The following is a 22,914-nucleotide window of genomic DNA, read 5'->3' as shown; positions in this document are numbered from 1 at the left end:
CATGTTCCGCATCTCCCAGTTCATCCGCGAACTCGACCATCCCGCCCCGGCCGGCCCCCGGCGCAACCCGCCCGGCCCGGTGGTGATCTGGAACCTGATCCGGCGCTGCAACCTCACCTGCAAGCACTGCTACTCCATCTCGGCGGATACCGACTTCGCCGGCGAGCTGTCCACCGAAGAAGTCTTCCGCGTCATGGACGACCTCAAGGCCTTCCGGGTGCCGGTGCTGATCCTCTCCGGCGGCGAGCCGCTGCTCAGGCCCGATCTCTTCGACGTCGCACGGCGTGCCAAGGCCATGGGCTTCTACGTGGGCCTGTCCACCAACGGCACGCTGATCGACGCCGGCAACATCGGCCGCATCGCCGAGATCGGCTTCGACTACGTGGGCGTCAGCCTGGACGGCATCGGCGCCACCCATGACCGCTTCCGCCGCATGCCCGGCGCCTTCGACGCCTCGATGGCCGGCATCCGCCTGTGCCGCGAGCGCGGGCTGAAGGTGGGCGTGCGCTACACCATGACCGAGGACAACGCCCACGACCTGCCGGCCCTGCTGCGCCTGGTGGAAGACGAAGGCATCCACAAGTTCTACTTCTCCCACCTCAACTACGCCGGGCGCGGCAACAAATACCGCGCCGACGACGCGCACCACCAGACCACCCGCCAGGCCATGGACCTGCTGTTCGACACCTGTCTGGAGCGCGAGCGGCGCGGCCTGCCGCACGAATTCGTCACCGGCAACAACGATGCCGACGGCGTCTACCTGCTGCACTGGGTGGCGAAACGCTTCCCGCAGCACGCCTCGCGCACGGTCCTCCGGCTGCTGCAATGGGGCGGCAATGCCAGCGGCGTCAACGTCGCCAACATCGACAACCTGGGCACCGTACACCCGGACACCATGTGGTGGCACGAGGCGCTCGGCAACGTGCGCGAGCGGTCCTTCTCGGCCATCTGGAGCGATCTCTCCAACCCGCTGATGGCCGGCCTGCGCGCCCATCCGCGCAAACTGGGCGGGCGCTGCGGGCAATGCGCCTATCTGGACATCTGCAACGGCAGCTCGCGCGTGCGCGCCGGGCAGATCACCGGCGACGTGTGGGCGGAAGACCCCGCCTGCTACCTCTCCGACGAGGAGATCGGCCTGGCCCCTGGCGCAGCCGGCGAGCGCGTGCGCACCACGCCCTTCATTCCCCTGCGGCGTGCGGCCGCGCACACGGTGAACCCATGACCCAGGATAGACGCGAGCAGGACCCCCAGTACAAACCGCTGCGCGACTACCTGCCGCGTCCGCTCGAACCCTGGGTGGAAGAAGAGGAGGGCCCGCGGGACGAGCCACTGCGTCCGCCGTCCTCGACCAAGCTGCCGCCCCTGGCCCGCAGAATCATCGTGCTCGCCGCGGTGTGGTTCGGCCTGGCGATGCTGCTCGCCTTCATGCCGGCCAAGGCGCGCGCCACCGACGCGGCTCAGCACTACACCCAGCACTGCGCCACCTGCCACGGCGCCGACCGCCTGGGCGGCATGGGCCCGGCCCTGCTGCCGGAAAACCTTGCCCGCCTGCGCAAGGCGGAAGCGCTCCAAGTGGTGCGCGAAGGCCGCCCGGCCACGCAGATGCTCCCCTTCGGCCAGACCATGACCGCCGCGGAAATCACCGCGCTGGTGGAGTGGATCTACTCCCCGGTCGTACCCGCTCCGCGCTGGACCGAGGCCGACATCCGCGCCTCCCGCATCCAGCACGTCGATCCGGCCACCCTCGCCGACCGCCCCGTGTTCGATGCCGACCCCCTCAACCTCTTCCTGGTGGTGGAGGCGGGCGACCACCACGTCTCGGTGCTGGACGGCGACCGCCTGGAACCCATTCACCGTTTCCCCAGCCGCCACGCCCTGCACGGCGGGCCGAAATTCGCCCAAGGCGGGCGCTACGTGTTCTTCGGCTCGCGGGACGGCTGGGTCACCAAGTACGACCTGTGGAATCTCAAGGTGGTGGCCGAGGTGCGCGCCGGCATCAACACCCGCAACGTCGCCGTGTCGCCGGACGGCAAGCACGTCGCCGTGGCCAACTACCTGCCCCACACCCTGGTGCTGCTGGACGGCGACCTGAACCTGCTCAAATCCATAGCCGCCACCGACCGGGACGGCGTGAAAAGTTCGCGCGTCTCCGCGGTGTACGAAGCCACTCCGCGGCAGTCCTTCATCGCCGCGCTGAAGGACGTGCCCGAAGTCTGGGAGATCAGCTACACCCGCGCGGTGGACGACATCCCGATCGGCTTCATCCACGACTTCAAGCAGGGTGAAGGCGAATTCATCCCCGGTTACCTCAACCCCCGCCGCACCCAGCTCGACGACGTACTGGACGATTTCTTCTTCACCCAGGACTACTCGGAACTGATGGGCGCCTCCCGCGAGGGCAGGGGCCAGGTGGTGAACCTGGACGTGCGCAAGAAGGTCGCCGACCTGCCGCTGGCCGGCATGCCCCACCTGGGCTCCGGCATCACCTGGGACTGGCAGGGCCGCCGCGTCATGGCCAGCACCAACCTCAAGGCCGCCGAGGTCACGGTCATCGACCTCGCCACCTGGGAAGTCCTGCGCCGCATCCCCACCCGCGGCCCCGGCTTCTTCCTGCGCAGCCACGAAGCCAGCCGCTACGCCTTCGTCGATTCCATGATGAGCCCGGAAAACAAGCACGTGCTGCAGGTCATCGACAAGGAAAGCCTGGAAGTGGTGCGGGAGATCGCAGGCGAACCCGGCCGCACCCTGGCCCACGTGGAATTCACCCGCGACGGCCGCTACGCGCTCGCCAGCCTGTGGGAGGACGACGGGGCAGTGGTGGTGTATGACGCACGGACGCTGGAAGAGGTGAAGCGGCTACCGATGCGGAAGCCGGTGGGGAAGTACAACGTGTGGAACAAGGTGATGCGGGAGGAAGGCACCAGCCATTGAGTCATGACAGCGCCCGGCAAGCCGGGCGTTGTCGCGTGGATGGGATGGGGCGGAGCATAGGGCGGTTGGCTGCCGCGAGCAGCGCAGCCACGAGCGGCTTCAGATGGCTCCATGGGGCCATCATATTCTCTCCGCCAGCGCCACGGCATCAGCTCCGGCTGGGAATCGCAGTTGGCCGGATTGGTCGTTGGCGGCGCGCCATATCGCTTCCGCGACGTCGGCCTCGGTGGTCACGGCACCAACTTGCGTGAGCGAAGCGAAAATGCGCTGTGCGAAAGGCTGATAGGCCTCGGGGATCAAGCCACGCATGCGCTCGCTGCCGTTGCTCGTGAAACGCGTGGTCGGCGCGTAACCCGGCTGCACCAGCTTCATGCGCACGTCGAAGGCCTCCAGTTCGAAAGCCAGCGAAGCGGTGAAGCCTTCCACGGCGGTCTTGCTCGCCGTGTACGCGGCAACCAGCGGCATGGGCGCAAGCGTTGCGCTCGAGGTGACGTTCACGACGACACCCGAGCGGCGTGCGCGGAACTGCGGCAGCACCGCCTGCGTCATTGCCATCACGCCGAACGTGTTGGTCTCGAAGACCTCGCGCGTCGTCGCCATCGGAGTGGCCTCGAACGCACCGAAGAGGCCGATGCCGGCATTGTTGACGAGCACGTCGATGGGGCCGCTGGCCTCGAGTGCCGCGGCAATGCTGCGCGGGTTGGTCACGTCCAGCGGCAGTACCCGTAGCCGCTCCGACCGGGGCAACAGGTTTTCGTGCGGGCTGCGCATGGTGGCGATGACGTTCCAGCCCTGCGTGTGGAAGTAGCGGGCGGTCTCCAGGCCGTAGCCGGAGGAGCAGCCGGTGATCAGCACGGTATTCACGGTGGTTTCCAGGGTGGTTGGCATGGGTGACACGATAGGGGGCAAAGACAGGACGCTCTACAATGGAAAGTCCGGAATCAATTGGCGACTGTCCTGCAATGACCGATCCGCTTGCAGAAGTCATCGCGCTGCTGCAGCCCCGCACGGTGTTCGCCAAAGGCATCAGCGGCGCCGGCCGCTGGGGGGTCCGCTACGATCACTTCGGGCAGCCGAGCTTCTGCGTCGTGCTCGAAGGCAGTTGCCGTCTGGCCGTCGATGGCTGGGCTCCCATCGCGCTGGAGACTGGCGACTTCGTGCTCCTGCCGGCGACCCCTGGCTTCGTGTTGTCGGGTTTCGGGCCGGTGGCGCCCACGCGCATCGACCCCAAGGCTGCAGCCGGGCAAACGGGTGAAGTTCGCCACGGCACGCGCAGCGGTCCACCCGATGTACGCCTGCTCGGCGGCTACTTTGTCTTCGACTCGCCGGATGCAGCCTTGCTGGTGTCGCTGTTGCCCGCATTGATCCACGTGCGCGGCGTCGAGCGCCTGTCGGTGCTGGTGCGACTCGTCGATGGAGAGTCGGGCGAACAGCGGCCCGGCCGCGACCTCGTACTCTCACGACTGGTGGAGGTGCTGCTCATCGAAGCCCTGCGGTCGACGTCGGGAGAGGATGCGCCGCCCGGGTTGTTGCGCGGCCTGGCCGATGCGCGCATCGCACAGGCGATCCGGCATATGCACGGAGACCCCGCACGCTCCTGGACGGTGGCGCAACTGGCGAAGAAGGCCGCACTATCGCGTTCTGCGTTCTACGATCGGTTCACGCGTACGGTGGGTCTGCCGCCGATGGAGTACCTGCTGGCTTGGCGCATGGCCTTGGCGAAGGACCTGCTTCGCGGCCATGATCTCGGGATCGCCGAGGTCGCCGAGCGCGTAGGCTACGGATCGGCAAGCACGTTCAGCACCGCGTTCAGCCGCCACGTGGGCCAGCCTCCCGGGCGCTACGCGCGGGCGAGTCGATGGGTTCCTCATCGGGCATCCAGCACGTTGCCGAGGGATGACGCAGAAGATTCCCGCAAATGACAGATGACGGGATGATGGTGCTGGTTGCCGTTACAAACGCAGGAGTCCGCCATGAGTACCAGTGATGATCTGGAGTCCAGGCTCGACCCGTTCTTTGCCGGATTGGTTGGAGTCGATGCGACGGAGATGCTGGCGAAGATTCCCGGAGATGCAGCCACCGGCCATCCAGCCACACAAGACGAGAGCTATGCGCGCATTCGCCACGAGCGCCAGGAGGAAGACGGCAGCGTGCCGCCCGGCATCTGGAGACACGAATTCAAGCGCGCCGATTGGGTGGCGGCAAGCGAACTGTCGGCGCAGGCACTGGCCAGGCGCAGCAAGGATCTGCAACTGGCAGCCTGGCTCTTCGAGGCGCTAGTTGGACGCATCGGCCTGCGGGCTGTGGCACCTTGTCTCCTGCTGATCGACGGCCTGTTCGAGCGTTTCGGTGCGCAACTGCATCCGCAGGACACCGAGCATCGCATCAGCCTGCTGCAGTGGATCAACCACAAGCTGCCGCAGTCGCTGCGCCGGATACCACTCACCGTTACCGGCGACGGGCGCGACTACGGGTGGGACGATTGGGAACAGGCGCAACGAAACGAACAAGTGCGTGCTTCGCTGGGCAAGAAGGCCGAAGCCGGGATGGAGGGAGCCACGCTCGCCGACATTGGCACTGCACTGGCCTGCACGCCGCAGGAACACGTTTTTTCCCACATCGAATGCCTGGAAGCCGGCAGGCAGGCCTTGGATACACTCGAAGCCACGCTTGCCGAACAGATACCGGACGACGCGCCGGGCCTCGGTGCGATGCGCAGACTGCTGGAGCGCATCGAGGGGATGCTGCAGGCCGAGAGCCGGCGGCGCGGCCTCCAATGAGCAGCGGTGTACCGGATCGCCGTGAGGCCTATGCTGCGTTGTTGCGCAGCGTGCCCTCGCTCTGACTGGCTGCATTGGCATGCTCCCGCAATGCCGCAACGTCTCGCTTGGGGGGCACGCCGAACAGACGGCTGTATTCGCGGCTGAATTGGGAGGGGCTCTCGTAGCCCACTTTGAAGGCCGCACTCGACACGTCCAGGTGCTCGTTCAACATCAGTCGTTTCGCCTCGTTCAACCGAAGCCACTTCTGGTACTGCAACGGGCTCATCGCGGTGAGCTGCCGGAAATGGTGATGAAACGTCGGCGTGCTCATCTGCACCCGGGCCGCGAGTTCATCGACGCGAAGCGGCAAGGCGTAGTTCAGCTTCAGCCAGTCGATGGCTCTTGCAATCCGATGGCCCTGGCCGTCCACGGAAGCGATCTGCCGCAGCCTGGCCGCCTGATCGCTCATCAAGAGCCGGTAGTGAATCTCCCGCTGGATCAACGGTGCAAGCACGGGGATCGCTTCCGGCTCATCCAGCAGTTCCAGCAGACGCCCGAATGGCGCCAGGATGGTGGGTGTCGCCACTCCGATGCCCACCCCCATTCCCATCGCTCGATCACGACGCGGCGGCAGACCGCCCTGCGCGATCAGCTCGGCCAGCATGCGCAGATCGAGCTTCAGGGCCAGTCCCAGATAGGGCTGCTCCGGGCTGGCCACCATGACCTCCGAATTGACGGGTATATCCAATGAAGTGATGAGGAATCGCGAGGCGTCATAGGGGTACGCCTCGCCACCTACCCACATCCGCTTCGCGCCTTGGGCGACGAGGATAATGCTCGGTTCGACCATGCAGACGGCGGGCGGTGAAGGCGCTTCGCGCCGAAAGAAGCTGAGGCCGGCGATCGGCGTCCCAAAGTCGCCCGTTCCGCTCGTCCTCGAGCCAATGACGCGCACGAGGGTTTCTTGTGGCGATCCATATCGGACTACCGTGTCGTGTCTGGGTGTCATGTTTGCCTGGAACCTCCGCAGGGGACTGTACCCGGCACGCAGAATCCTGCCTGCAAATCATTCTTCCACTCATAGGATCAGGCAAGAAAACCAGCGAAATGAGCTACTGGTTCATCAACCGGGCCGGGAAAATGTTCATCTGAGCCAATGCACGAAGGAGACTTCAAATGCTTGTACAAGCCTATGGCGCCCACGCTGGCGACAAACCCCTGGAGCCGCTCCAAATCACCCGCCGCGCGCCAGGCGCGCACGATGTCCAGATCGACATCGCTTTCTGCGGCATCTGCCACTCGGACCTGCACCAGGTGCGCGCCGAGTGGGCGGGTACCCAGTTCCCCTGCGTTCCGGGCCATGAGATCGTCGGGCGCGTGTCGGCGGTCGGTGCGCACGTGTCGGACTTCAAGGCAGGCGATCTGGTCGGCATCGGCTGCATCGTCGATAGCTGCAAGCACTGCGACGATTGCGAGGCCGGCCTGGAGAACTACTGCGAAGGGATGATCGGCACCTACAACTTCCCGACGCCGGACGAGCCCGGCTGGACGCTGGGCGGCTACTCGCAAAAGATCGTGGTGCACGAGCGCTATGTGTTGCGCATCCGCCACCCCGAGGCGCAGCTTGCCGCCGTCGCCCCCCTGCTATGCGCGGGCATCACCACCTATTCCCCGCTGCGCCACTGGAACGCCGGGCCGGGCAAGAAGGTGGGCGTCGTCGGCATCGGCGGCCTGGGGCACATGGGCATCAAGCTGGCCCACGCGATGGGCGCCCACGTCGTGGCCTTCACCACCTCCGAATCCAAGCGCGGGGCGGCGAAGGAACTGGGTGCCGATGAGGTGGTGGTGTCGCGCAATGCCGAGGAAATGGCCGCACACGCCAGGAGCTTCGACTTCATCCTGAACACCGTGGCGGCACCACACGGCCTCGATGCATTTCTGGCGCTGTTGAAACGCGACGGCACGATGACCCTGGTCGGCGCGCCAGCTACGCCGCATCCGTCGCCGAACGTGTTCAACCTGATCATGACGCGGCGCTCGATTGCGGGCTCGATGATCGGCGGCATCCCCGAAACGCAGGAGATGCTGGATTTCTGCGCGGAGCACGGCATCGTCGCCGATATCGAGCTGATCCGCGCGGATCAGATCAACGAGTCGTACGAGCGCATGCTCAAGGGCGACGTCAAGTATCGCTTCGTGATCGACAACGCCACCCTGACCGGGCAGACGACCACTGATACCGTCGAGGCATGACGGTTCAACTGAACGGAATTCGAATGCGAAAAGTATTACTTGCCCTCGGACCTCTCATTGCGTCCTTCCACCGTACGCAAGTGGAGGATCGGCGATAAAGCGGCCCGCGGTCCATCGCAATAGCTGTGCGACATTATCGAGTGCAAGGGTCTTGAACTGTGCTCAGAGAGTCACGGACGCACATAGCTCGGCGTTACTTGAGTCCCGGAAAGTACAGGGGCCGCTTACGGAAGCAACGTTCAAATCCCGCCTTTGCAACCAACGCCATTTCAAGAGCCCCGGCCAGTCCGGGGCTTTTGATTTCTGCCGTCAGCGCACCGCCTGCTGCTCAGCCTTTTACAGTGCTGCACGGGTGGTTGGCATGACGATGCCGGCCTTGATCGCAGCCATGATGTCGTCGAATTCGCGCCGCGCCGGAGCAAGCTTGTAGCGCGCGTGCGCAGGATCAGGCCTCGCCGCATGCAGCAGATTCCGCACGTCTTCCTCGAAGTGGAGAGTACGGTCAGATACCTCGGCATCGAAGTCGATGACGCTTTGGAAATTTCTGAGCAGATCGAGATGTGAAGCCCGGGCGGTCGAGGGATGCGAGCAGCACAAGCGCTCTGCGGCCGCTTTCTGAGAGGATGTTGAAAGGGTACTATCGTACTTTAGCTGTCTATGAAAACTTTGTTTTGAAGGTCTGCAGTGGGTTGCGGCCGAACAAGTACTAGAATGCCTACCCACCCCCCGAACGGCCGCCGGCACGTCGCCCCTTGGGTTCGAACATCATGCATGGCAGGCCGGACGAGGCCAGTACGTCCTGCGCGGGCTGACGCCGGGTCTTGAAGCCGAGCCGTCGGCAGCCGTAGGGAAAGGTCGGGTCGTGGGTGATGTAGTAGTGCGCGCAGGCCTTGCAGTCGGGGGCGTGCGCGGTGTCCTGATTGGTCATTGCAGGGGCTGTACCGGCAGGAACAGCAGCAAAGGATTGCCCGGCGCGGCGGTGAAGCCGGCCGCATGAGGGGCGGGTGCATCGAAGAGAGTGCCGGCGCCTTCGTCATGGATGCGCTTCGCCCGCTGCAGCGCATCCACCAGCAGTAGCTCACCCACCGCGTTTCTGGAAACGGGACGATGCGGCCAGCCGCCCAGCGCGCATGCTCCAGTCGCATGGGAATAGGCGGATGGCCTTCTCGTGCTCGATGTCTGTCGGTGTGGTGCCCATGAAGTGCTTCCGCGGATGATCGCGGCAGTCTATTACCGTCGCAGGAATGGCGCCATCGTCGGTATGATCGTATGGCTGTGGGAGCGGGCTTGCCCGCGATGTTTGCATGCGGAACTGCTGCATCGCGGGCAAGCCCGCTCCCACAGCGTTGGGGCGGCGATATGTGGGATGCGCTTCGCCGCTCAGTTCAGGCTCTTCCTCAGCCGCCCGATGTCCGGAATGTGGATGGTGCGGCCCTCCACCTCGATCAGGCCGGCGTCGATCAGTTCGTGCAGGATGCGGGAGAAGTGTTCCTGGGTCAGGTTCAGGCGGGAGGCGATGGTGCCCTTGCTGGTGGGCAGGCGCAGGGATACGGCGCCGCTGGCGTGGCCTTCGCCGTCCAGTTCGTCCTCGCGCAGCAGGTAGCCGATGATGCGTTCGCGGCCGGAGCGCAGGGAATAGGTTTCCACGTCGGCGATCAGGTGGTGCAGGCGCTGGGCCAGGCCGGCGATGATCTTGCGGCAGAACATCGGGTCGCGGCCCATCTCGTCGAACATCACGTGCTTGGAGATGTGCAGCAGGGTGCTGTCGGTGAGGGCCTGGGCCATGACCACGTAGGGCTTGTCCATGAACATCACCGCCTCGCCGAAGGTCTGGCCGGCGCGGATGATCTCGATGACCTTCTCGTGGCCGTCGGCGGAGGTGAAGGCGAGCTTGATCTGGCCGGCCAGCACGAGGTGGAAGCCGTGGCAGGGGTCGCCGCGGTGGAACAGGACGACGCCTTTTTCCACCTTCTGCTCGCGCACGCCGCGGGTGAAATGGACGATCTCGTCGTGGGCCAGGCCGTTGAAGAGGGGGGCCTGGGCGAGCAGGGCGGCGAGGCGTTCGGTTTCCGGGTCCAGCGGCCGTTCGCCGCTGCGGGGCGCATGGTGTTCGGGGGCGAACATCGATGCACAGGGCGGGGGTTCACGCAGGATCATCGCTTCACCTCGTCAGTTGAGCGTAGAACAGGGGCAGCCGGGCGGGCAGTTCCTCGGGTTTGCGGATCACCGCGTAGCCGGCGGGGCCGAACAGGTGGGGCAGGTAACCGGCGCCTTCCCGGTCGATGGTCACGCAGAAGGGCGTGAGCCCGGCGCGGCGGGCTTCCATGACCGCCATGCGGGTGTCCTCGATGCCGTAGCGGCCGTCATACAGGTCCAGGTCGTTGGGCTTGCCGTCGGACAGGATGAGCAGGATGCGCCGCGCCGCGCCGTGGTTTTCCAGCAGCCGGATGGCGCGCCGGATGGCTGCGCCCAGCCGCGTGTAGTAGCCCGGCTTGATGGCCATGACGCGGCCGCGGATGCGGTCGTCGAAGCGTTCGTTGAAGTCCTTGAGGCGGTGGAAGCGCACCTTGCTGCGCTTGACGGACGAGAAGCCGGCCAGGGCGAAGGCGTCGCCGGTGGCGCCCAGGGCCTCGCCAAAGAGCAGCAGGGCGTCGCGGATCACGTCGATCACGCGGGCTTCGGAGGACACCCAGGTGTCGGTGGACAGGGACAGGTCGGCCAGCACCAGGCAGGCGAGATCCCGTTCGCGCTTTTCCAGCGAGAGGTAGAGCTGTTCGGAGGGGTGGCGGCCGCAGGCGCGGTCGGTCTGGGCGCGCACGGCGGCGTCCACGTCCAGCTCGCTGCCGTCGGGCTGGGCCTTGAGCCAGCGCCGGCCGGGGGCGAGGGCGGAGAACTGCTGGTGCAGGCGGCGCGCGGTGCGCTTCAGGTGCGGCGGCAGCGGGCAGGGCGTGGCGTGGCGGGCGGCCATCTCGGTGAGGCGCACGTGGTCTTCCAGCAGGCGCTGCTTGCGGTAGTCCCATTCCGGCAGGGGGATGCCGTCGCCCAGCACCACGTCGTCCTCGGCGGCCGAGGGCAGGTCCAGGTCGAAGCGCACCCTGGAGGCGACGCGGTCCTCGTTCTCGGCCAGGGAAAGCTGGTCCAGGTCGCGGGCCGCGTCGGCGGCGTTGGGGTCGGGCTCGTCGTCGGTGGGGCGGTTGAGCTTGAGGAATTCCGTGACCGCCAGCAGGCTCTCGGCGCGGAACACCATCATCAGGCCGTTCTTTTCCTGGGGCAGGTCCACCCGCTCGGCGCGGTGGGCGTGGCGTTCGGTTTCCTCGGCCGGCGGGGGGCCACCGCTGGCGGCGTTTTCCGGGTCGGGGTTCGCGGCGCGGGGGAAGGGCGCGGGCGCGGCGTCGCCGCCCGCCAGCCACAGCAGCACCGGCGCGGCCGGCGGCGTGCCGGGCGGCACCGGGGGGAGGGCCGCGACGCTGCCCGGTTCGCGCAGGGCGGCGACGATGGCCTCCTCGCGCGCGCGTTCGGCCGGCGGCATCTTGGGCTTGGTCAGCCCCGCAACGAGCCGAGTCAAGCCGTTCGGGCTGAGCCTGTCGAAGCCCTGTCGCGACAATCGCCCTTCGACAGGCTCAGGGCGAACGGTATCGGGTCGCAGGCCGGACAGGCGGCGAGGCACATAGGCCTCCACCAGCCGGCGGTAGCGTGCGGCCACGCCCGGCCAGGTGGCGAGTGCGGCCAGCACCGCGCGCTGGCTGCGCTGGAAGTCGGTCTCGTCCGCCGGGCCGGGGGGCAGTTGCGCCTGGGCGGCGGCCAGCGCGGCCAGCCACAGGTAGAGGTCGCGGTTCAGCGCGCGGTCGGGGAAGGCGTCGATTTCCGGCGGCAGGCGCAGGGTGGCTGCGTCCATGCGGGCGTGGGCCGCGCGGTCGCCGATGCCGGCCACGCGGGCCAGAAGTCCGCGCCGCGCGGCGTGCGGGTCCACCGTGGCCGCGGCCACGCGCAGGCCGGGGTCGCCGCCCAGGGCGCGGAAGAACACCCCGGCGGTGCGCTCCACTTCCTTCAGGCGCACTGCGGCGGCCGGGTAGCTCACCCCGGCGGCGCGGGTGATCAGGCGGTGCCAGAGCTTGCCGACGGTCTCTTCCATGTGCGTGCCCCCTACTGGCCGCGGCCGGCGCGAAAGCCGGCCTCGTTCTGGCGCGCGGCTTCGTCGCTCACCCAGGTCAGCAGCGGTCCCTGCGGGTTGCCGCGCTGGCTCTGCTCGCAGGCCTGCAGGCACTGGCCGCACTGGGTACAGGTGAACATGTGGCGCTTGATGTTGCGCGGGTTGAGCCGCATGGGGCAGACCATGTCGCAGGCCGATTCCCGGTTGGGCAGGCAGGTGGCGCACTGGCTGGCGCGCTGGCGCTGGAAGCCCACCACCATGGCGTCCCGGTTGCTCACCCAGGCCAGGCTCTGGAACAGGCCCACCGCACAGGCGAAGCGGCAGAAGAGATGGCGCGCGAAGAGGAATTCCAGGCTCAGCACGGCGGTGAACGCGCCGATGAAGAGCGCCTGGTTGCGGGTGGGCGTACCGTGCAGGAGGTTGCCGTACACCTCGGCCGGCGGCAGCAGGTAGGTGAGGAAGACCACCGCCCAGGCAAAGGCGAACAGCACCGCGGCCGGCGCCACCAGCAGCCACCAGCGCGCATCGGTGCGGCGCGGCATGCCGTCCGGCTCCCAGGGCGCAAGCGGCTTCTTCTCCCACACGCTGGGCTTGCCGGAGGCGCGCAGCATGAGCTTGTTGATGGTCTCCACCACCGAGAAGTGGGGGCACAGCCAGCCGCAGTACAGCCGCCCCCACCGGTACGCTACCCAGATGAAGGCCGCCGCGCCGGCGAAGATGGGCAGGAACAGGCGCAGCAGCACGTTGGCGCCGGCCTCCAGCGCGCCGATGCGCCCGGCGAGGAAGTCGTCCAGCCCCAGCCGCCATTGCATGCCCAGCAGCCAGGCGTGGCCGGCATCCAGGTCGTAGCGGAAGAGGTCGAACACCGGCGCCAGGACGAACAACACGAAGAGGCCCGCCTGGGTGGCGAGGCGCTGCTTCTGCACGCGGTTGAGGCCCAGGCGGCCGGCGGCGGTATTGGCCTGGACGATGGGGATCACCCTGCGCGGCGTGCTGGCAGACATGGCATTCAGTCTTCCAGGCGCGGCCCGAGCACCGGGTAGCGGTAGGGGCGCTGCAGGATGGCGGCGTTGAGCCCCATGACGCCGAAGATGATCAGGGTGGCGTGCAGGCAGACGAAGTACAGCACGCCGATGACCCACGACCAGGGGTTGTCGAAGCCGCCGAGCAGGAACACCGCCACCGACAGCCCCACCAGGATGAAGCCGCCCCAGATGCTGACGGTGACGGTCTGCTGCAGGTGGTTGCGCACCAGCGGCGAGGGGTGGCGGCGCTTGAACAGCCACAGCAGCATCAGCAGGGCGAAGCCCACGCCGGGCAGGATCATCAGGTTGATCAGGAACAGCGCCTCCGCGGCGACAGCCAGCGGCGGGCCGGGCATGTTTTCCTTCAGCAGGTCGGGTTCGTCGTGGCTCATGGGGGGCGTCCCGGGGGCTGTCAATGGCCGAAGGTGGCGGCGACCACTTCCATCAGCGCCTCGGCCACTTCCGCGTCGTCGGTGAGGCTTTCCACGATGGCCGCGCGGCAGGCCGCCAGCGGGGCCATGCCGGCGCGCACCAGGGTGGCGGCATAGACCAGCAGGCGGGTGCTGGCCGCTTCCTCCAGGTCCTGGTCCTTCAATGCCCGCAGCGCCCGGGCGATGTTCACCAGGCGGCGCGCCAGGTCGGCGTCGCAGCCGGTTTCGCCGCGCAGCACGGCCTCCTCGCGCGCGGCGTCGGGGAAATCGAAGCGCAGGCTGACGAAGCGCTGGCGGGTGGAAGGCTTCATGCCCTTGAGCAGGTTCTGGTAGCCGGGGTTGTAGGACACCACCAGCATGAATTCAGGCGGCGCGGCCAGCAGTTCGCCGGTACGGTCGATGGGCAGCAGGCGGCGGTCGTCGGCCAGCGGGTGCAGCACCACGGTGGTGTCCTTGCGCGCCTCGACCACCTCGTCCAGGTAGCAGATGCCGCCTTCGCGCACCGCGCGGGTCAGCGGGCCATCACACCACACGGTCTGGCCGTCGCCGATCAGGTGGCGGCCCACCAGGTCGGCGGCGGTGAGGTCGTCGTGGCAGGCCACGGTGTACAGCGGGCGGCCCAGGCGCGCGGCCATGTGGGCGACGAAGCGCGTCTTGCCGCAGCCGGTGGGGCCCTTGATCAAGAGCGGCAGGCGGTTCTTCCAGGCGTGCTCGAAGACCTCGATCTCGTCGCCGGCCGGCTGGTAGAAGGGGATGTCGACATGCGGGGTGTTGAGGTCCATCAGGGCATTCCTTTCCAGTAGGCAAGGCCGATCAGCGCGCACACCAGCGCCAGCCAGCCGAGGGTGAGGAGCTTCCACAGCAGCGGCGCGCGGGCGAGCGCCATGAAGTCGAGGATCACCGCCGCACCCTTGAGCAGAGCCACGCCTAGCAGCAGCGCGGCGATGACCGGCCCGCCGGCGCCGCCTTCGCCCACCGCCCAGGTGAAGGCGGTGGCAACGATGAGCAGCCCCCACAGCACGGTGCTGCGGCGGTCGGCGGAGCGGATGTCGCGGATCATGGCGGCGCCCTCAACGAATCACGTAAACCAGCGGGAAGAGCACCAGCCACACCAGGTCCACCATGTGCCAGTAGGCTGCGCCGCTTTCGATGCCGTTCATGTTGTCGGCGTCGTAGCGCCCGCGGCGCGCGTTCACCCACAGCGCGCCGAGGATGACCATGCCCAGCAGCACGTGCATGAAGTGGAAGAAGGTCAGCGACAGGTAGAACATGTGGAAGGTGCTGCTGGACAGGCTGATGCCCGCCTCGAAGGCCGCCGCGTACTCGGCCAGCTTGATCGCCACGAAGCCCGCCGCGCAGCCCAGCGCGGCCAGCAGCCAGCGTGCCCCCCGGTGCCCGCGTCCGGCTTCGGCCGCATGCACCGCACGCACCACGAAGTAGCTGGCGGTGAGCAGCAGCACGGTGTTGATCGCGCCCGCGCTGCGGTTCAGCGCCAGTTGTTCGGCGGCGAAGAGCGCCGGGTCGTTGGCGCGCGCAAAGGCGTAGGCGGCGAAGAACACGCCGAAGGCGAGCAGTTCGGCGAGGATGAAGATCCAGATCGCCAGGTCGCCGGCCAGCCGGGCGTCATGGCGCTCGGGCGGCGGGGCGGGGGCGAGGGCAACGGTGGTGGTGGCGTCCATGCCCGAATTCTGGGCAAGCGCACCGGTCTTTCACTTGATTCCGGTTAACTTCGCAAGATCCTGTTTTTCTTGACCTATGACAAGAGTTTGCCGGAACTGCGCCTTTCCACGGCGCAGCCCGCGGTTCGCCGGATGAGGATCAGAAACGGTGGCGCACGCCAAAACTGACCTGGCGCGTGTCCACGTCGTCATCCGTCAGTTTGTTGTAGAAGCCATAGAGGTCCGTGCGTTTCGACAGGGGGTGCAGGTAGGCCAGCGCATGGCCATCCACCCGGGCCTGCTTGGCCTTTTGCCAGGACGTCAGGATCGAGCCCTTGCCGACGGGGATGCTGGCGCCCACAGTGTAGCTGTCGACCTTGTCGTGCCCGGCAAAGATGCCGCCGTTGCCGTCCTCGACCCGGCCGTAGGCGCCGTACAGGCGCAACGGACCGAAATCGTAGTTGAGTGCGGCCTGCAGGTTGGAGGCGTCCTTTCTGGTTGCGATCTGCTCGGTTGCCCGGAGCTTCTCGTAGGTCAGCGCCCCTCTCAGGGGGCCGTTGCGATAGCGCAGGCCTGCGCTGAGCACGCGGTTGTTGTTCTTGGTGCCGGCCTGCTCGTCCGCGTTGGCGGAGAAGCTGTAGCCGACGCCGGCCTGGAAACCGCCGAAACTGGGGGAAACATAGAAGGCTGAATTCTGCAGGCGTCCGCCGTTGGGGCCGAAATCCCCGCTGCGATAGCCCAACGTCCGGCCCGCCGCGGCGTTGGACCACGCGGCGCCGAACGGGCTGGCTTCCGCGGCGCCCCAGTCGTAGCCGAAATTGCGATGCAGGCCCAGGCGGACTTCACCGAAGCCGCCGCGCAGCCCGACGTATGCCCAGCGGCCGAACAGACTGCCACCCTGCGCCTGGGTACCTGTATCGATATCTACGCCGCCTTCGAGCAGAAACAGGGCAGTCAGGCCGTTGCCGAGATCCTCGCTGCCGCGCAGCCCCCAGCGCGACCCCGAGACGTTGCCGCTGTCTATGGCATGACGATCCTTGTAGCCGTCCGTCTTCTGATAAACGTAGCCCGCGTCGAGCAGGCCGTACAGCGTTACCGACGATTGTGCGGAAGCCGGCGGCAGCAGACCGGCTGTCATGCCGAGCATCAGGATTTTTCCTTTCATGAAACGCTCCGATTGAATGAGTTTATTTGTTCGATTCTGTATTCACGAAGAGTGAATGCAGGGACGGAGCCTACGTGCCGGTACATGAGCGGAAAAATCACGATTTATATTTACTTTCCCATTAATATGGAAAAGATGAAATGACGAACTGCGGAATCGGTGTTCAACATCATGTATTTATTGTGGAAATATATTCATGTTGGCGGTCGGATGAAATTCGCGTTTTATTTTCCATGAAGCTTCTCTTATCGATTTTCCCCGTGGCTTAATGAATTCTCCGCGAGGCCGGCGGTCAGCCGGCGTATGTCGGGCAGCGAAGAAAGCGTGCCGAGAAGTTCGTAAAGTTCATGGACCTGCGCCGCGGGCAGAATCCGGCTGGCGCATTCCTCGAACTTGGCCCGCACCATCGCGGGGGTGAGGGGGTGGTCGTATCCCGCACCGAGGGCCTTGACGACGTGGGTCTGATACAGGCTGCCGTCCCGGGTACGTACGCTGACCTCGGCGCCGCCCAGGTTGTCCTGCTCCCCGTAGCTGCCGAAGGAAATCCGTGCCATCAGGCTGCGCACCAGCGGATCGCGGTAGCTGTCGTCCTCGAAGTCGCTGATGCGCAGCGTCCCGCGCAGGAAGGCTTGGGCGACGCAGAAATGCACGCTGAATTTGGCTTCCAGCGGCGAGGCGGGATCGGGTACGTTGATGTGCGGAAAGCGGATCGGATGGACTTCGACGCGGATGGACTCGATGTCTTCCGCCCGCAGCCCGTGGGCGTCCCGCAGGGCGAGGATGCCGTCGATGGGGGCCAGACATGCATAGCAGACCGGAAAGCGTTTCTGCTTGATGCCCAGATCGAGCACGCACGGCGGGTCGTTCCAGCCCGCCAGCAGCCTGTCGATGTCGTAGTTTTCGCTGCCGCCGTTGTAGACGCGCAGGTAGCCCTGCGGATGCTCGAAGGCGTCGCTCGCGGCGGTGAAGCCCTCCGCCGCGAGCAATACCGCCTGCAGGCCGTTGCGCGCGGCCTGCCCCACGTGCAGCGGCTTGGTCATGCTGCCGAAATTGGATTTCACCCCCGCGCTCATGGAGGCGGCGATGCCCAGCGCCTGGGCGATGCGCGCCTCGTCCAGGTCGAGCAGCAGCGCACATGCCGCCACCGCGCCGAAGATACCCACCGAACTGGTCGGGTGCCAGCCCAGCGTGTACTGGTAGCGGCTGATGCCGGTACCGATGCGGGCGGCTGCCTCGAAGCCGCCCAGGTAGGCCTCCACCACCTGCCGGCCCGAAGCCCCCTCCCGTTCGGCCAGGGCCAGCAGGGCGGGCAGCACGGCCACCGAAGGATGGCCGAACAACTGCGAGTTGGAATCGTCGAAGTCGAGCATGTGCGCGGCCATACCGTTGATCTGCGCCGCATCGAGCAGTCCGGCCCGGCGCGGGTCGCCGACCACGGTGGACTGGCCGTCGCTGCCGTTGCCGAGGACGACGCGCTTGAGTGCGGAGACCCCGGCGTGGTCGCTGCCGGCCAGCATCACGCCGACGGTATCGAGAATCGCCAGTTCGGCCTTGGCGCGCGCTGCGGCGGAAAACTGCTGGGTGCGCAGACCCGCGATGTTGCGGGCGATGAGGGTTGACAGGTGCATGGATGCGTCCTCGTGAAGCGTTGAGGGACGGCCGGGCGCGAGCCTGGCCGAGCCTGGGGTGGAAACAGGGGATGTGGAAAGGTTGGCCGCGCCTGCCGGCGGCCGGTGCCCTCAGCCGTCGCCGGATGCGCTGTCCGGCGCGAGGGCGGCGAGCAGGGCGGGAAGGGTGGCCGGGTCCCCGACGGCGGATGCCGCGCGATACAGTTCGGCGGCACGGGCGGGGCCGGCGACCTGGGCCACCAGGGTGTGAAACTTCTCCGCCAGCTCCGCCTCGCTCAGCGGGTTCTGGGGCACGCCGCGCACCACGTCGGTATCGGCCTGCAGGCGTTCGCCGTCTTCCAGCTCGACGAACAGATGCGCTTCGTGCGCCGGCTGGCCGTCGACCGCTTCGAGTTCCACGAGCGGGACGATGCGGGTCACGCGCTCGTCGGCGAACACCGCATCCACGAAGTCGGTGGCGGCCAGCGTGTAGCCGCGCAGCCCGAGGGCGATGCAGAACGGAATGCTGAACTTGCCTTCCAGTGCCGTGGCCGGTGCGCGCCGCCCGGCCGTGACCAGGCCGTTGGGGTGGATGAGCGCACGCACGCGGCGTACCGCCCGCGCACCGATGCGCGGCGCCAGGCTGCGGGCGGCCTGGGCGCTGGCATGGGTGGCGCGGCAACTAGCATAGAGCTTGAGCCCGTTGTCAAGCAGTTCCCAGTGGCCGAAATCCAGTGGCGGCACGACGGCGTCACCGTCCTGGATGAAGGCACCGAGCAGGCCCTGGCCGGTTTCGTACAGGTCGGTGGCGGCGACGAAGCCGTCCGCCGCCAGTTGAGCGGCGAGGATGCCGTCCATGGCGGCCTTGCCGGCGTGGAAGGGCTTGCCGTGGGTGCCGAAGGAACCGAGCAGGCCGCCCGCCGTGGTGGCCGCCGCGCCCAGCGCGTGGGCGATGGCGCCGCGGTCGAGGCCGAGCATGACGCAGGCGGTGGCCGCGGCGCCGACGCGGCCCACCACCGAGGTCGGATGCAGGCCGCGCCGCTGCAGGCTGCGCCCCACCCCCGGCGGGCCGCCGCCGCCCAGGCGCGCCATGACCTCGTAGCCGGCGACGAAGGCGGGCACGACCCGGCGGTACCCGTCGGCGGCTTCGCCCGCCAGCGCCAGGGCGGTGGACCAGCACGGGCCGCCGGGGTGGGTGTCGTCGTAGTCCATCGCATGGGCCATGGTGCCGTTGACCAGCGCGGCCAGCGCCGGCGTGGTGCGCCCACCCAGGTAGATGCGGGCCGTGCCGCGAGCCTGCCAGCGGGCGGCGGTATGGCGCACCGCGCGTACCGCGGGATCGTGGACCGCGCCCAGGGCGCAGGCCAGATGGTCGATCAGAGCGCGGCGCACCGCCTGCCGCACCGCTTCGGGCAAGGCGCGCCCCGTGGCCGTGGCGATGTAGTCCGCGAGCTGTGCGCCACGGGTGGCGACGGAGGCGGCCGTGGACGTTGCTGTGCTCAATGGATTCTCCGGGGGTAAGCGGTGTCGCGGCGTCTCATGCCAGGGCGCCGCGCCAGACGCGCCGCTGATGCAGAACGAAGCTGAGCACGAGGATGCCGACGCTCAACGCCGTGAAGACCTGGCCGATGGGACTGGCGACGAAGATCGCCGGCGACCCGCCCGAGATCGTCAGCCCCTGGCGCAGCGACTGCTCCAGCGGGTCGCCCAGCACCATGGCCAGCACCAGCGGCGCCGTGGGCACCTGGAACTTGCGGAAGGCGTAGCCCAGCAGCCCGAAGGCCAGCACCAGGTAGAGATCGAACACGCTGCCGTTGATGGAGTAGATGCCGATGCCGGCGATGACCACGATGCCGGGCAGCATCAGCCCGGTGGGGATGTAGAGCAGGCGCACGAAGATGAAGATCAGCGGCAGGTTGAGCACCAGCAGGGCCAGATTGCCCACGTACATGCTGTGGATCACGCTCCACACCAGTTCCGGGTGCTGCTGCATCAGCATGGGCCCGGGCTGGATGCCGAACATGACGAAGGCGCCCAGCAGGATCGCCGTGGTGCTGCCGCTGGGCAGCCCGAGCGTGAGCAGCGGCACCAGATTGCCGCCCACCGCGGCATTGTTGGCGGCTTCCGGCCCCGCCACGCCCTCGATCGCACCCTTGCCGAAGCGCTCGGGCGCCTTCGACAGGCTGCGCTCCAGGCTGTAGGAGAGCACCGTGGCGATGGTGGCGCCGCCGCCGGGCAGCAGGCCCTTGACGAAGCCGATGCCGGTGCCGCGCAGGATGGGCCACACCGAGCGTCGCCATTCCTCGCGGGTCAGCCACAGGGGGCCGGAGATGCCCAGCACCTCGGAACGCCCCCGCAGATGGGCTTCCAGGTTCACGAACACTTCGGCAAGGGCGAACAGGCCCACCGCCGCGATCAGGAAGGGAATGCCGTCGAGCAGTTCCACGTGGCCGCCGGTGAAGCGCGGCATGCCGCTCTGCAGGTCGATACCGACCGTGGCGATGACCAGCCCCAGCAGCATGGAGAACAGGCCCCGCGCCAGCGACTTGCCGGTGAGCGCCGCCACCGAGCACATGGAAAACAGCAGCAGGGTGAAGAATTCCGCCGGCCCCACGTGCAGGGCGAATTCGGAAAAGGGTACCGCGAACAGGCTCAGCAGCAGCACCGAGATGGTGCCGGCGATGAACGAGCCGATGGCCGATACCGCCAGCGCCGCGCCGGCCCGTCCGCGGCGCGCCATCTGGTAGCCGTCCAGCGTGGTCATCACCGCCGCCGATTCGCCCGGCGTGTTGATCAGGATGGAGGTGGTGGAGCCGCCGTACATGGCGCCGTAGTAGATGCCGGCCAGCATGATCAGGGCGCCGGTCGGGTCCATGCCGAAGGTGATCGGCAGCAGCAGGGCGATGCCCGCCGCCGGCCCCAGCCCCGGCAGCACGCCGATGACGGTGCCGAGCAGGCAGCCCAGCAACGTGTACCACAGGTAGATGGGCTGAAGGACGGTGGCGAATCCCTGCAGCATCTGGGCATAGACGTCCATGGGCACCTCAGGAGAACAGCGTGCCGGACGGCAGCGGTACTTTCAGCAGACGGGCGAACAGCAGGTTCGAGCACAGCGGGAAGGCCAGCGCGCAGATCAGCGCCACGCGCTTGTTGGCATGGCAGCAGAGCATGCCGGCGGCCATGAACAGCATGGTCGATAGCAGATAGCCGAGCCTTTCGAAGAGGACGAAATACAGCGCGATCAGGCCGATGGCCACGCCCACCGCACGCAGATCGGTGTCCCCGCGTTCCATGGCCGGGCTGCCCTGACGGCGGGCCTCGAAGAACAGCAGCGCCGCGCAACCCAGCAGGCCCGCCGCGAGCAGCATGGGAAAGGCGCGCGGCCCCAAGGGGTCGCCGCCGCTGGCCAGGGCCGGGATGCGCGTCGCGCCGTGGTACCACGCCGTCGCCAGGACGATGCAGAACAGAGCGAGGATCTTGTTGATCATGCCTGGCCGACCACCTTGCCTGCAGCGGGAATCGGGCCGGCGGGCGAGGCGCCGCGCAGGGCAATGCGTACGGCCATGTCCTAGTTCCCCAGCCGGCCCAGGGCGGTGTAGAGCGCGTGCAGGCGCGCGGCATCGCTGTCGAACAACTGCCTGGCGGCCTCGCTGCCGCCGTAGCGGTCGGTGAGATGGTTGCGTTCGAGTTCGGCCTGCCACTGGGGCGTCAGCGTCACGCGGCGGATGGCCTCCTCCCAGAAGCGCACCTGCTCGGGCGTCAGGTCCGGCGGGCCGACGACCACGCGCCAGCCGCGGATTTCCACGTCGGCCCCCAGTTCCCGCCAGGTGGGCACGCCTTCCAGTTGCGCGCCCGGCAGCCGTTTGCCGGCGGCCACGGCGATCAGGCGCAGGCGTCCGGCCTCGGCGAACGGCACCAGGCTGAAAGGCGTGGTGATGGCCACGTCCACATGGCCGCCCAGGGTCGCCGTCACACCCTCGGCGGCGGAACCGAAGCTCACCGTCTTGAGCCTTTGGATGTCGGCGCCGGCGGCCTGGGCCAGTTGCACCGCGGCGATGTGGTTGAGTGTGCCCACGCCGCTGGAGACCGAGAAGCTGACGCTGGCCGGGTCCTGGCGCACGCGCTCGAACAGGTCGCGGGCGTCGCGGATCGGCGAATCGGACTTCACGGCGAAGAGGAACTGTTCGTCGAACAGCACGGCGAGCGGGGTGAACTGCGTATAGTCGATCGGGCTGCGGCCCAGCAGCTTGTTGGTGACCACCGGCGAGTTGACCACCTGGATGACGTGGGGATTGCCGGCCTGGCGCAGCGTATGGGCGAAAGCCACCGCATGGCCGCCGCCCGGCTTGTTGGCCACGGTGGTTTCAGCGGGGACCAGCCCCTCGGCCGCCAGCGCATCCCTGAGCATGCGGGCGGTGCGGTCCATGGAGCCGCCAGGACCGACGCCGACCACCACTTCGACGGCCTTCGTCGGCGTCCATGCAGGCTCGGCGGCATGGACGCCGCCGACGAGCAACAAGGCCAGCGTGGCGCACAGGCCGCGCAATGGGGCGGCGGCAATCCGGAAAACGCAATGACTCATCGTGTTCGCTCCTAAGTAGTTTCCCGTTTCAAGAAATTCCAGCGATGATTTGCCGTTCAGTCCGGCCGGAAAATACATCTGGTATTTTCGAATGCCGGCGCGGCGCGTCCTGAAAGTGCCGCAGATTATCCACGGGGAGGAGTCTTTTCGTATTAGCCCGCCGGCGCTCGTTCATTAGAATATTTGAAGTATTCCGGTATCGAATGGCGTCCTGCCTGGTTTATCGATTATTTTTCACTTTGTTTTTCATGTGCTTGCATTTTTTGCCCGAATCCTTCGATCCGTTTCTCCGCCGGATATCAATAAGCAATTCACAAATATGTATTTACCGCGCTCATGTGCTTGCCGGG

Annotated in this window: 23 protein-coding genes; 5 read left to right on the top strand and 18 right to left on the bottom strand. The window is 67.3% G+C overall.

Annotated features, from left to right (window positions below):
- The first annotated feature begins 1 nt into the window (after position 1).
- On the top strand, positions 2-1,222 hold the full coding sequence (nirJ, locus tag E6O51_RS18150; RefSeq protein ID WP_136386428.1) for a heme d1 biosynthesis radical SAM protein NirJ: 1,221 nt from the start codon (positions 2-4) through the stop codon (positions 1,220-1,222).
- 188 nt (positions 1,223-1,410) lie between these two features.
- Positions 1,411-2,931: a nitrite reductase gene (locus tag E6O51_RS18145; RefSeq protein WP_136386496.1), complete on the top strand. Its 1,521-nt coding sequence runs from the start codon at positions 1,411-1,413 to the stop codon at positions 2,929-2,931.
- 120 nt (positions 2,932-3,051) lie between these two features.
- Here the strand turns inward: E6O51_RS18145 and E6O51_RS18140 are convergent, their stop codons facing one another.
- A complete protein-coding gene (locus tag E6O51_RS18140) occupies positions 3,052-3,819 on the bottom strand; it encodes an SDR family oxidoreductase (protein ID WP_136386427.1) in 768 nt (255 codons plus the stop codon).
- 74 nt (positions 3,820-3,893) lie between these two features.
- On the opposite strand from E6O51_RS18140, the gene E6O51_RS18135 reads away from it, so the two are divergent.
- Both E6O51_RS18135 and E6O51_RS18130 read left to right on the top strand, forming a co-directional pair.
- Positions 3,894-4,853 carry an AraC family transcriptional regulator gene (locus E6O51_RS18135; protein WP_211091455.1) on the top strand — a complete coding sequence of 320 codons (960 nt, stop codon included), beginning with the start codon at positions 3,894-3,896 and terminating at the stop codon, positions 4,851-4,853.
- A 51-nt stretch (positions 4,854-4,904) separates the two neighbouring features.
- On the top strand, positions 4,905-5,711 hold the full coding sequence (locus E6O51_RS18130; RefSeq protein WP_136386425.1) for a type VI secretion system protein TssA: 807 nt from the start codon (positions 4,905-4,907) through the stop codon (positions 5,709-5,711).
- Between the two features lie 28 nt (positions 5,712-5,739).
- Here E6O51_RS18130 and E6O51_RS18125 read toward each other — a convergent pair whose 3' ends face one another.
- Positions 5,740-6,648 carry an AraC family transcriptional regulator gene (locus E6O51_RS18125; protein WP_230976843.1) on the bottom strand — a complete coding sequence of 303 codons (909 nt, stop codon included), beginning with the start codon at positions 6,646-6,648 and terminating at the stop codon, positions 5,740-5,742.
- A 221-nt stretch (positions 6,649-6,869) separates the two neighbouring features.
- On the opposite strand from E6O51_RS18125, the gene E6O51_RS18120 reads away from it, so the two are divergent.
- Positions 6,870-7,946 (top strand): NAD(P)-dependent alcohol dehydrogenase, encoded by a 1,077-nt coding sequence (locus tag E6O51_RS18120; RefSeq protein ID WP_136386423.1) that lies wholly within the window; start codon positions 6,870-6,872, stop codon positions 7,944-7,946.
- 336 nt (positions 7,947-8,282) lie between these two features.
- Here E6O51_RS18120 and E6O51_RS22540 read toward each other — a convergent pair whose 3' ends face one another.
- From E6O51_RS22540 to E6O51_RS18045, 16 genes are all read right to left on the bottom strand, one after another.
- A complete protein-coding gene (locus E6O51_RS22540) occupies positions 8,283-8,543 on the bottom strand; it encodes a hypothetical protein (protein WP_211091454.1) in 261 nt (86 codons plus the stop codon).
- A 118-nt stretch (positions 8,544-8,661) separates the two neighbouring features.
- Positions 8,662-8,874, bottom strand: a complete 213-nt coding sequence (locus tag E6O51_RS18110) for a uracil-DNA glycosylase (RefSeq protein ID WP_136386422.1) — start codon at positions 8,872-8,874, stop codon at positions 8,662-8,664.
- Complete coding sequence (locus E6O51_RS21930) at positions 8,871-9,032, bottom strand: hypothetical protein (RefSeq protein WP_168735322.1); 162 nt, start codon at positions 9,030-9,032, stop codon at positions 8,871-8,873. The genes E6O51_RS18110 and E6O51_RS21930 overlap by 4 nt, the downstream gene beginning before the upstream one ends.
- Before the next feature lie 294 nt (positions 9,033-9,326).
- Positions 9,327-10,070 (bottom strand): Crp/Fnr family transcriptional regulator, encoded by a 744-nt coding sequence (locus E6O51_RS18105; RefSeq protein ID WP_136386495.1) that lies wholly within the window; start codon positions 10,068-10,070, stop codon positions 9,327-9,329.
- Positions 10,071-10,107: 37 nt separating this feature from the next.
- On the bottom strand, positions 10,108-12,078 hold the full coding sequence (locus E6O51_RS18100) for a nitric oxide reductase activation protein NorD (protein WP_136386421.1): 1,971 nt from the start codon (positions 12,076-12,078) through the stop codon (positions 10,108-10,110).
- A gap of 11 nt (positions 12,079-12,089) precedes the next feature.
- Entirely contained in the window at positions 12,090-13,100 is a 1,011-nt protein-coding gene (locus E6O51_RS18095; RefSeq protein WP_136386420.1) for a 4Fe-4S binding protein, read from the bottom strand.
- 5 nt (positions 13,101-13,105) lie between these two features.
- Positions 13,106-13,513: a hypothetical protein gene (locus tag E6O51_RS18090; RefSeq protein ID WP_136386419.1), complete on the bottom strand. Its 408-nt coding sequence runs from the start codon at positions 13,511-13,513 to the stop codon at positions 13,106-13,108.
- Positions 13,514-13,533: 20 nt separating this feature from the next.
- On the bottom strand, positions 13,534-14,334 hold the full coding sequence (locus E6O51_RS18085; protein WP_136386418.1) for a CbbQ/NirQ/NorQ/GpvN family protein: 801 nt from the start codon (positions 14,332-14,334) through the stop codon (positions 13,534-13,536).
- A complete protein-coding gene (locus E6O51_RS18080; protein WP_136386417.1) occupies positions 14,334-14,612 on the bottom strand; it encodes a cytochrome C oxidase subunit IV family protein in 279 nt (92 codons plus the stop codon). Before E6O51_RS18080 ends, E6O51_RS18085 begins: the two co-directional genes overlap by 1 nt.
- 10 nt (positions 14,613-14,622) lie before the next feature.
- Positions 14,623-15,231 (bottom strand): cytochrome c oxidase subunit 3 family protein, encoded by a 609-nt coding sequence (locus E6O51_RS18075; RefSeq protein ID WP_136386416.1) that lies wholly within the window; start codon positions 15,229-15,231, stop codon positions 14,623-14,625.
- Positions 15,232-15,370: 139 nt separating this feature from the next.
- On the bottom strand, positions 15,371-16,375 hold the full coding sequence (locus E6O51_RS18070; protein ID WP_136386415.1) for a porin: 1,005 nt from the start codon (positions 16,373-16,375) through the stop codon (positions 15,371-15,373).
- Between the two features lie 245 nt (positions 16,376-16,620).
- Positions 16,621-18,003: an MmgE/PrpD family protein gene (locus E6O51_RS18065; RefSeq protein WP_136386414.1), complete on the bottom strand. Its 1,383-nt coding sequence runs from the start codon at positions 18,001-18,003 to the stop codon at positions 16,621-16,623.
- A 111-nt stretch (positions 18,004-18,114) separates the two neighbouring features.
- Complete coding sequence (locus tag E6O51_RS18060; RefSeq protein WP_136386413.1) at positions 18,115-19,485, bottom strand: MmgE/PrpD family protein; 1,371 nt, start codon at positions 19,483-19,485, stop codon at positions 18,115-18,117.
- A 34-nt stretch (positions 19,486-19,519) separates the two neighbouring features.
- Positions 19,520-21,019 carry a tripartite tricarboxylate transporter permease gene (locus tag E6O51_RS18055; RefSeq protein WP_136386412.1) on the bottom strand — a complete coding sequence of 500 codons (1,500 nt, stop codon included), beginning with the start codon at positions 21,017-21,019 and terminating at the stop codon, positions 19,520-19,522.
- 7 nt (positions 21,020-21,026) lie between these two features.
- Entirely contained in the window at positions 21,027-21,470 is a 444-nt protein-coding gene (locus E6O51_RS18050; protein WP_136386411.1) for a tripartite tricarboxylate transporter TctB family protein, read from the bottom strand.
- An 80-nt stretch (positions 21,471-21,550) separates the two neighbouring features.
- On the bottom strand, positions 21,551-22,564 hold the full coding sequence (locus E6O51_RS18045; protein WP_168735321.1) for a tripartite tricarboxylate transporter substrate binding protein: 1,014 nt from the start codon (positions 22,562-22,564) through the stop codon (positions 21,551-21,553).
- Positions 22,565-22,914: the final 350 nt, after the last annotated feature.

The organism is Pseudothauera rhizosphaerae (assembly GCF_004801305.1).
Classification (GTDB): Bacteria; Pseudomonadota; Gammaproteobacteria; order Burkholderiales; family Rhodocyclaceae; genus Pseudothauera; species Pseudothauera rhizosphaerae.
This window is presented reverse-complemented; position numbering and strand designations above follow the sequence as displayed.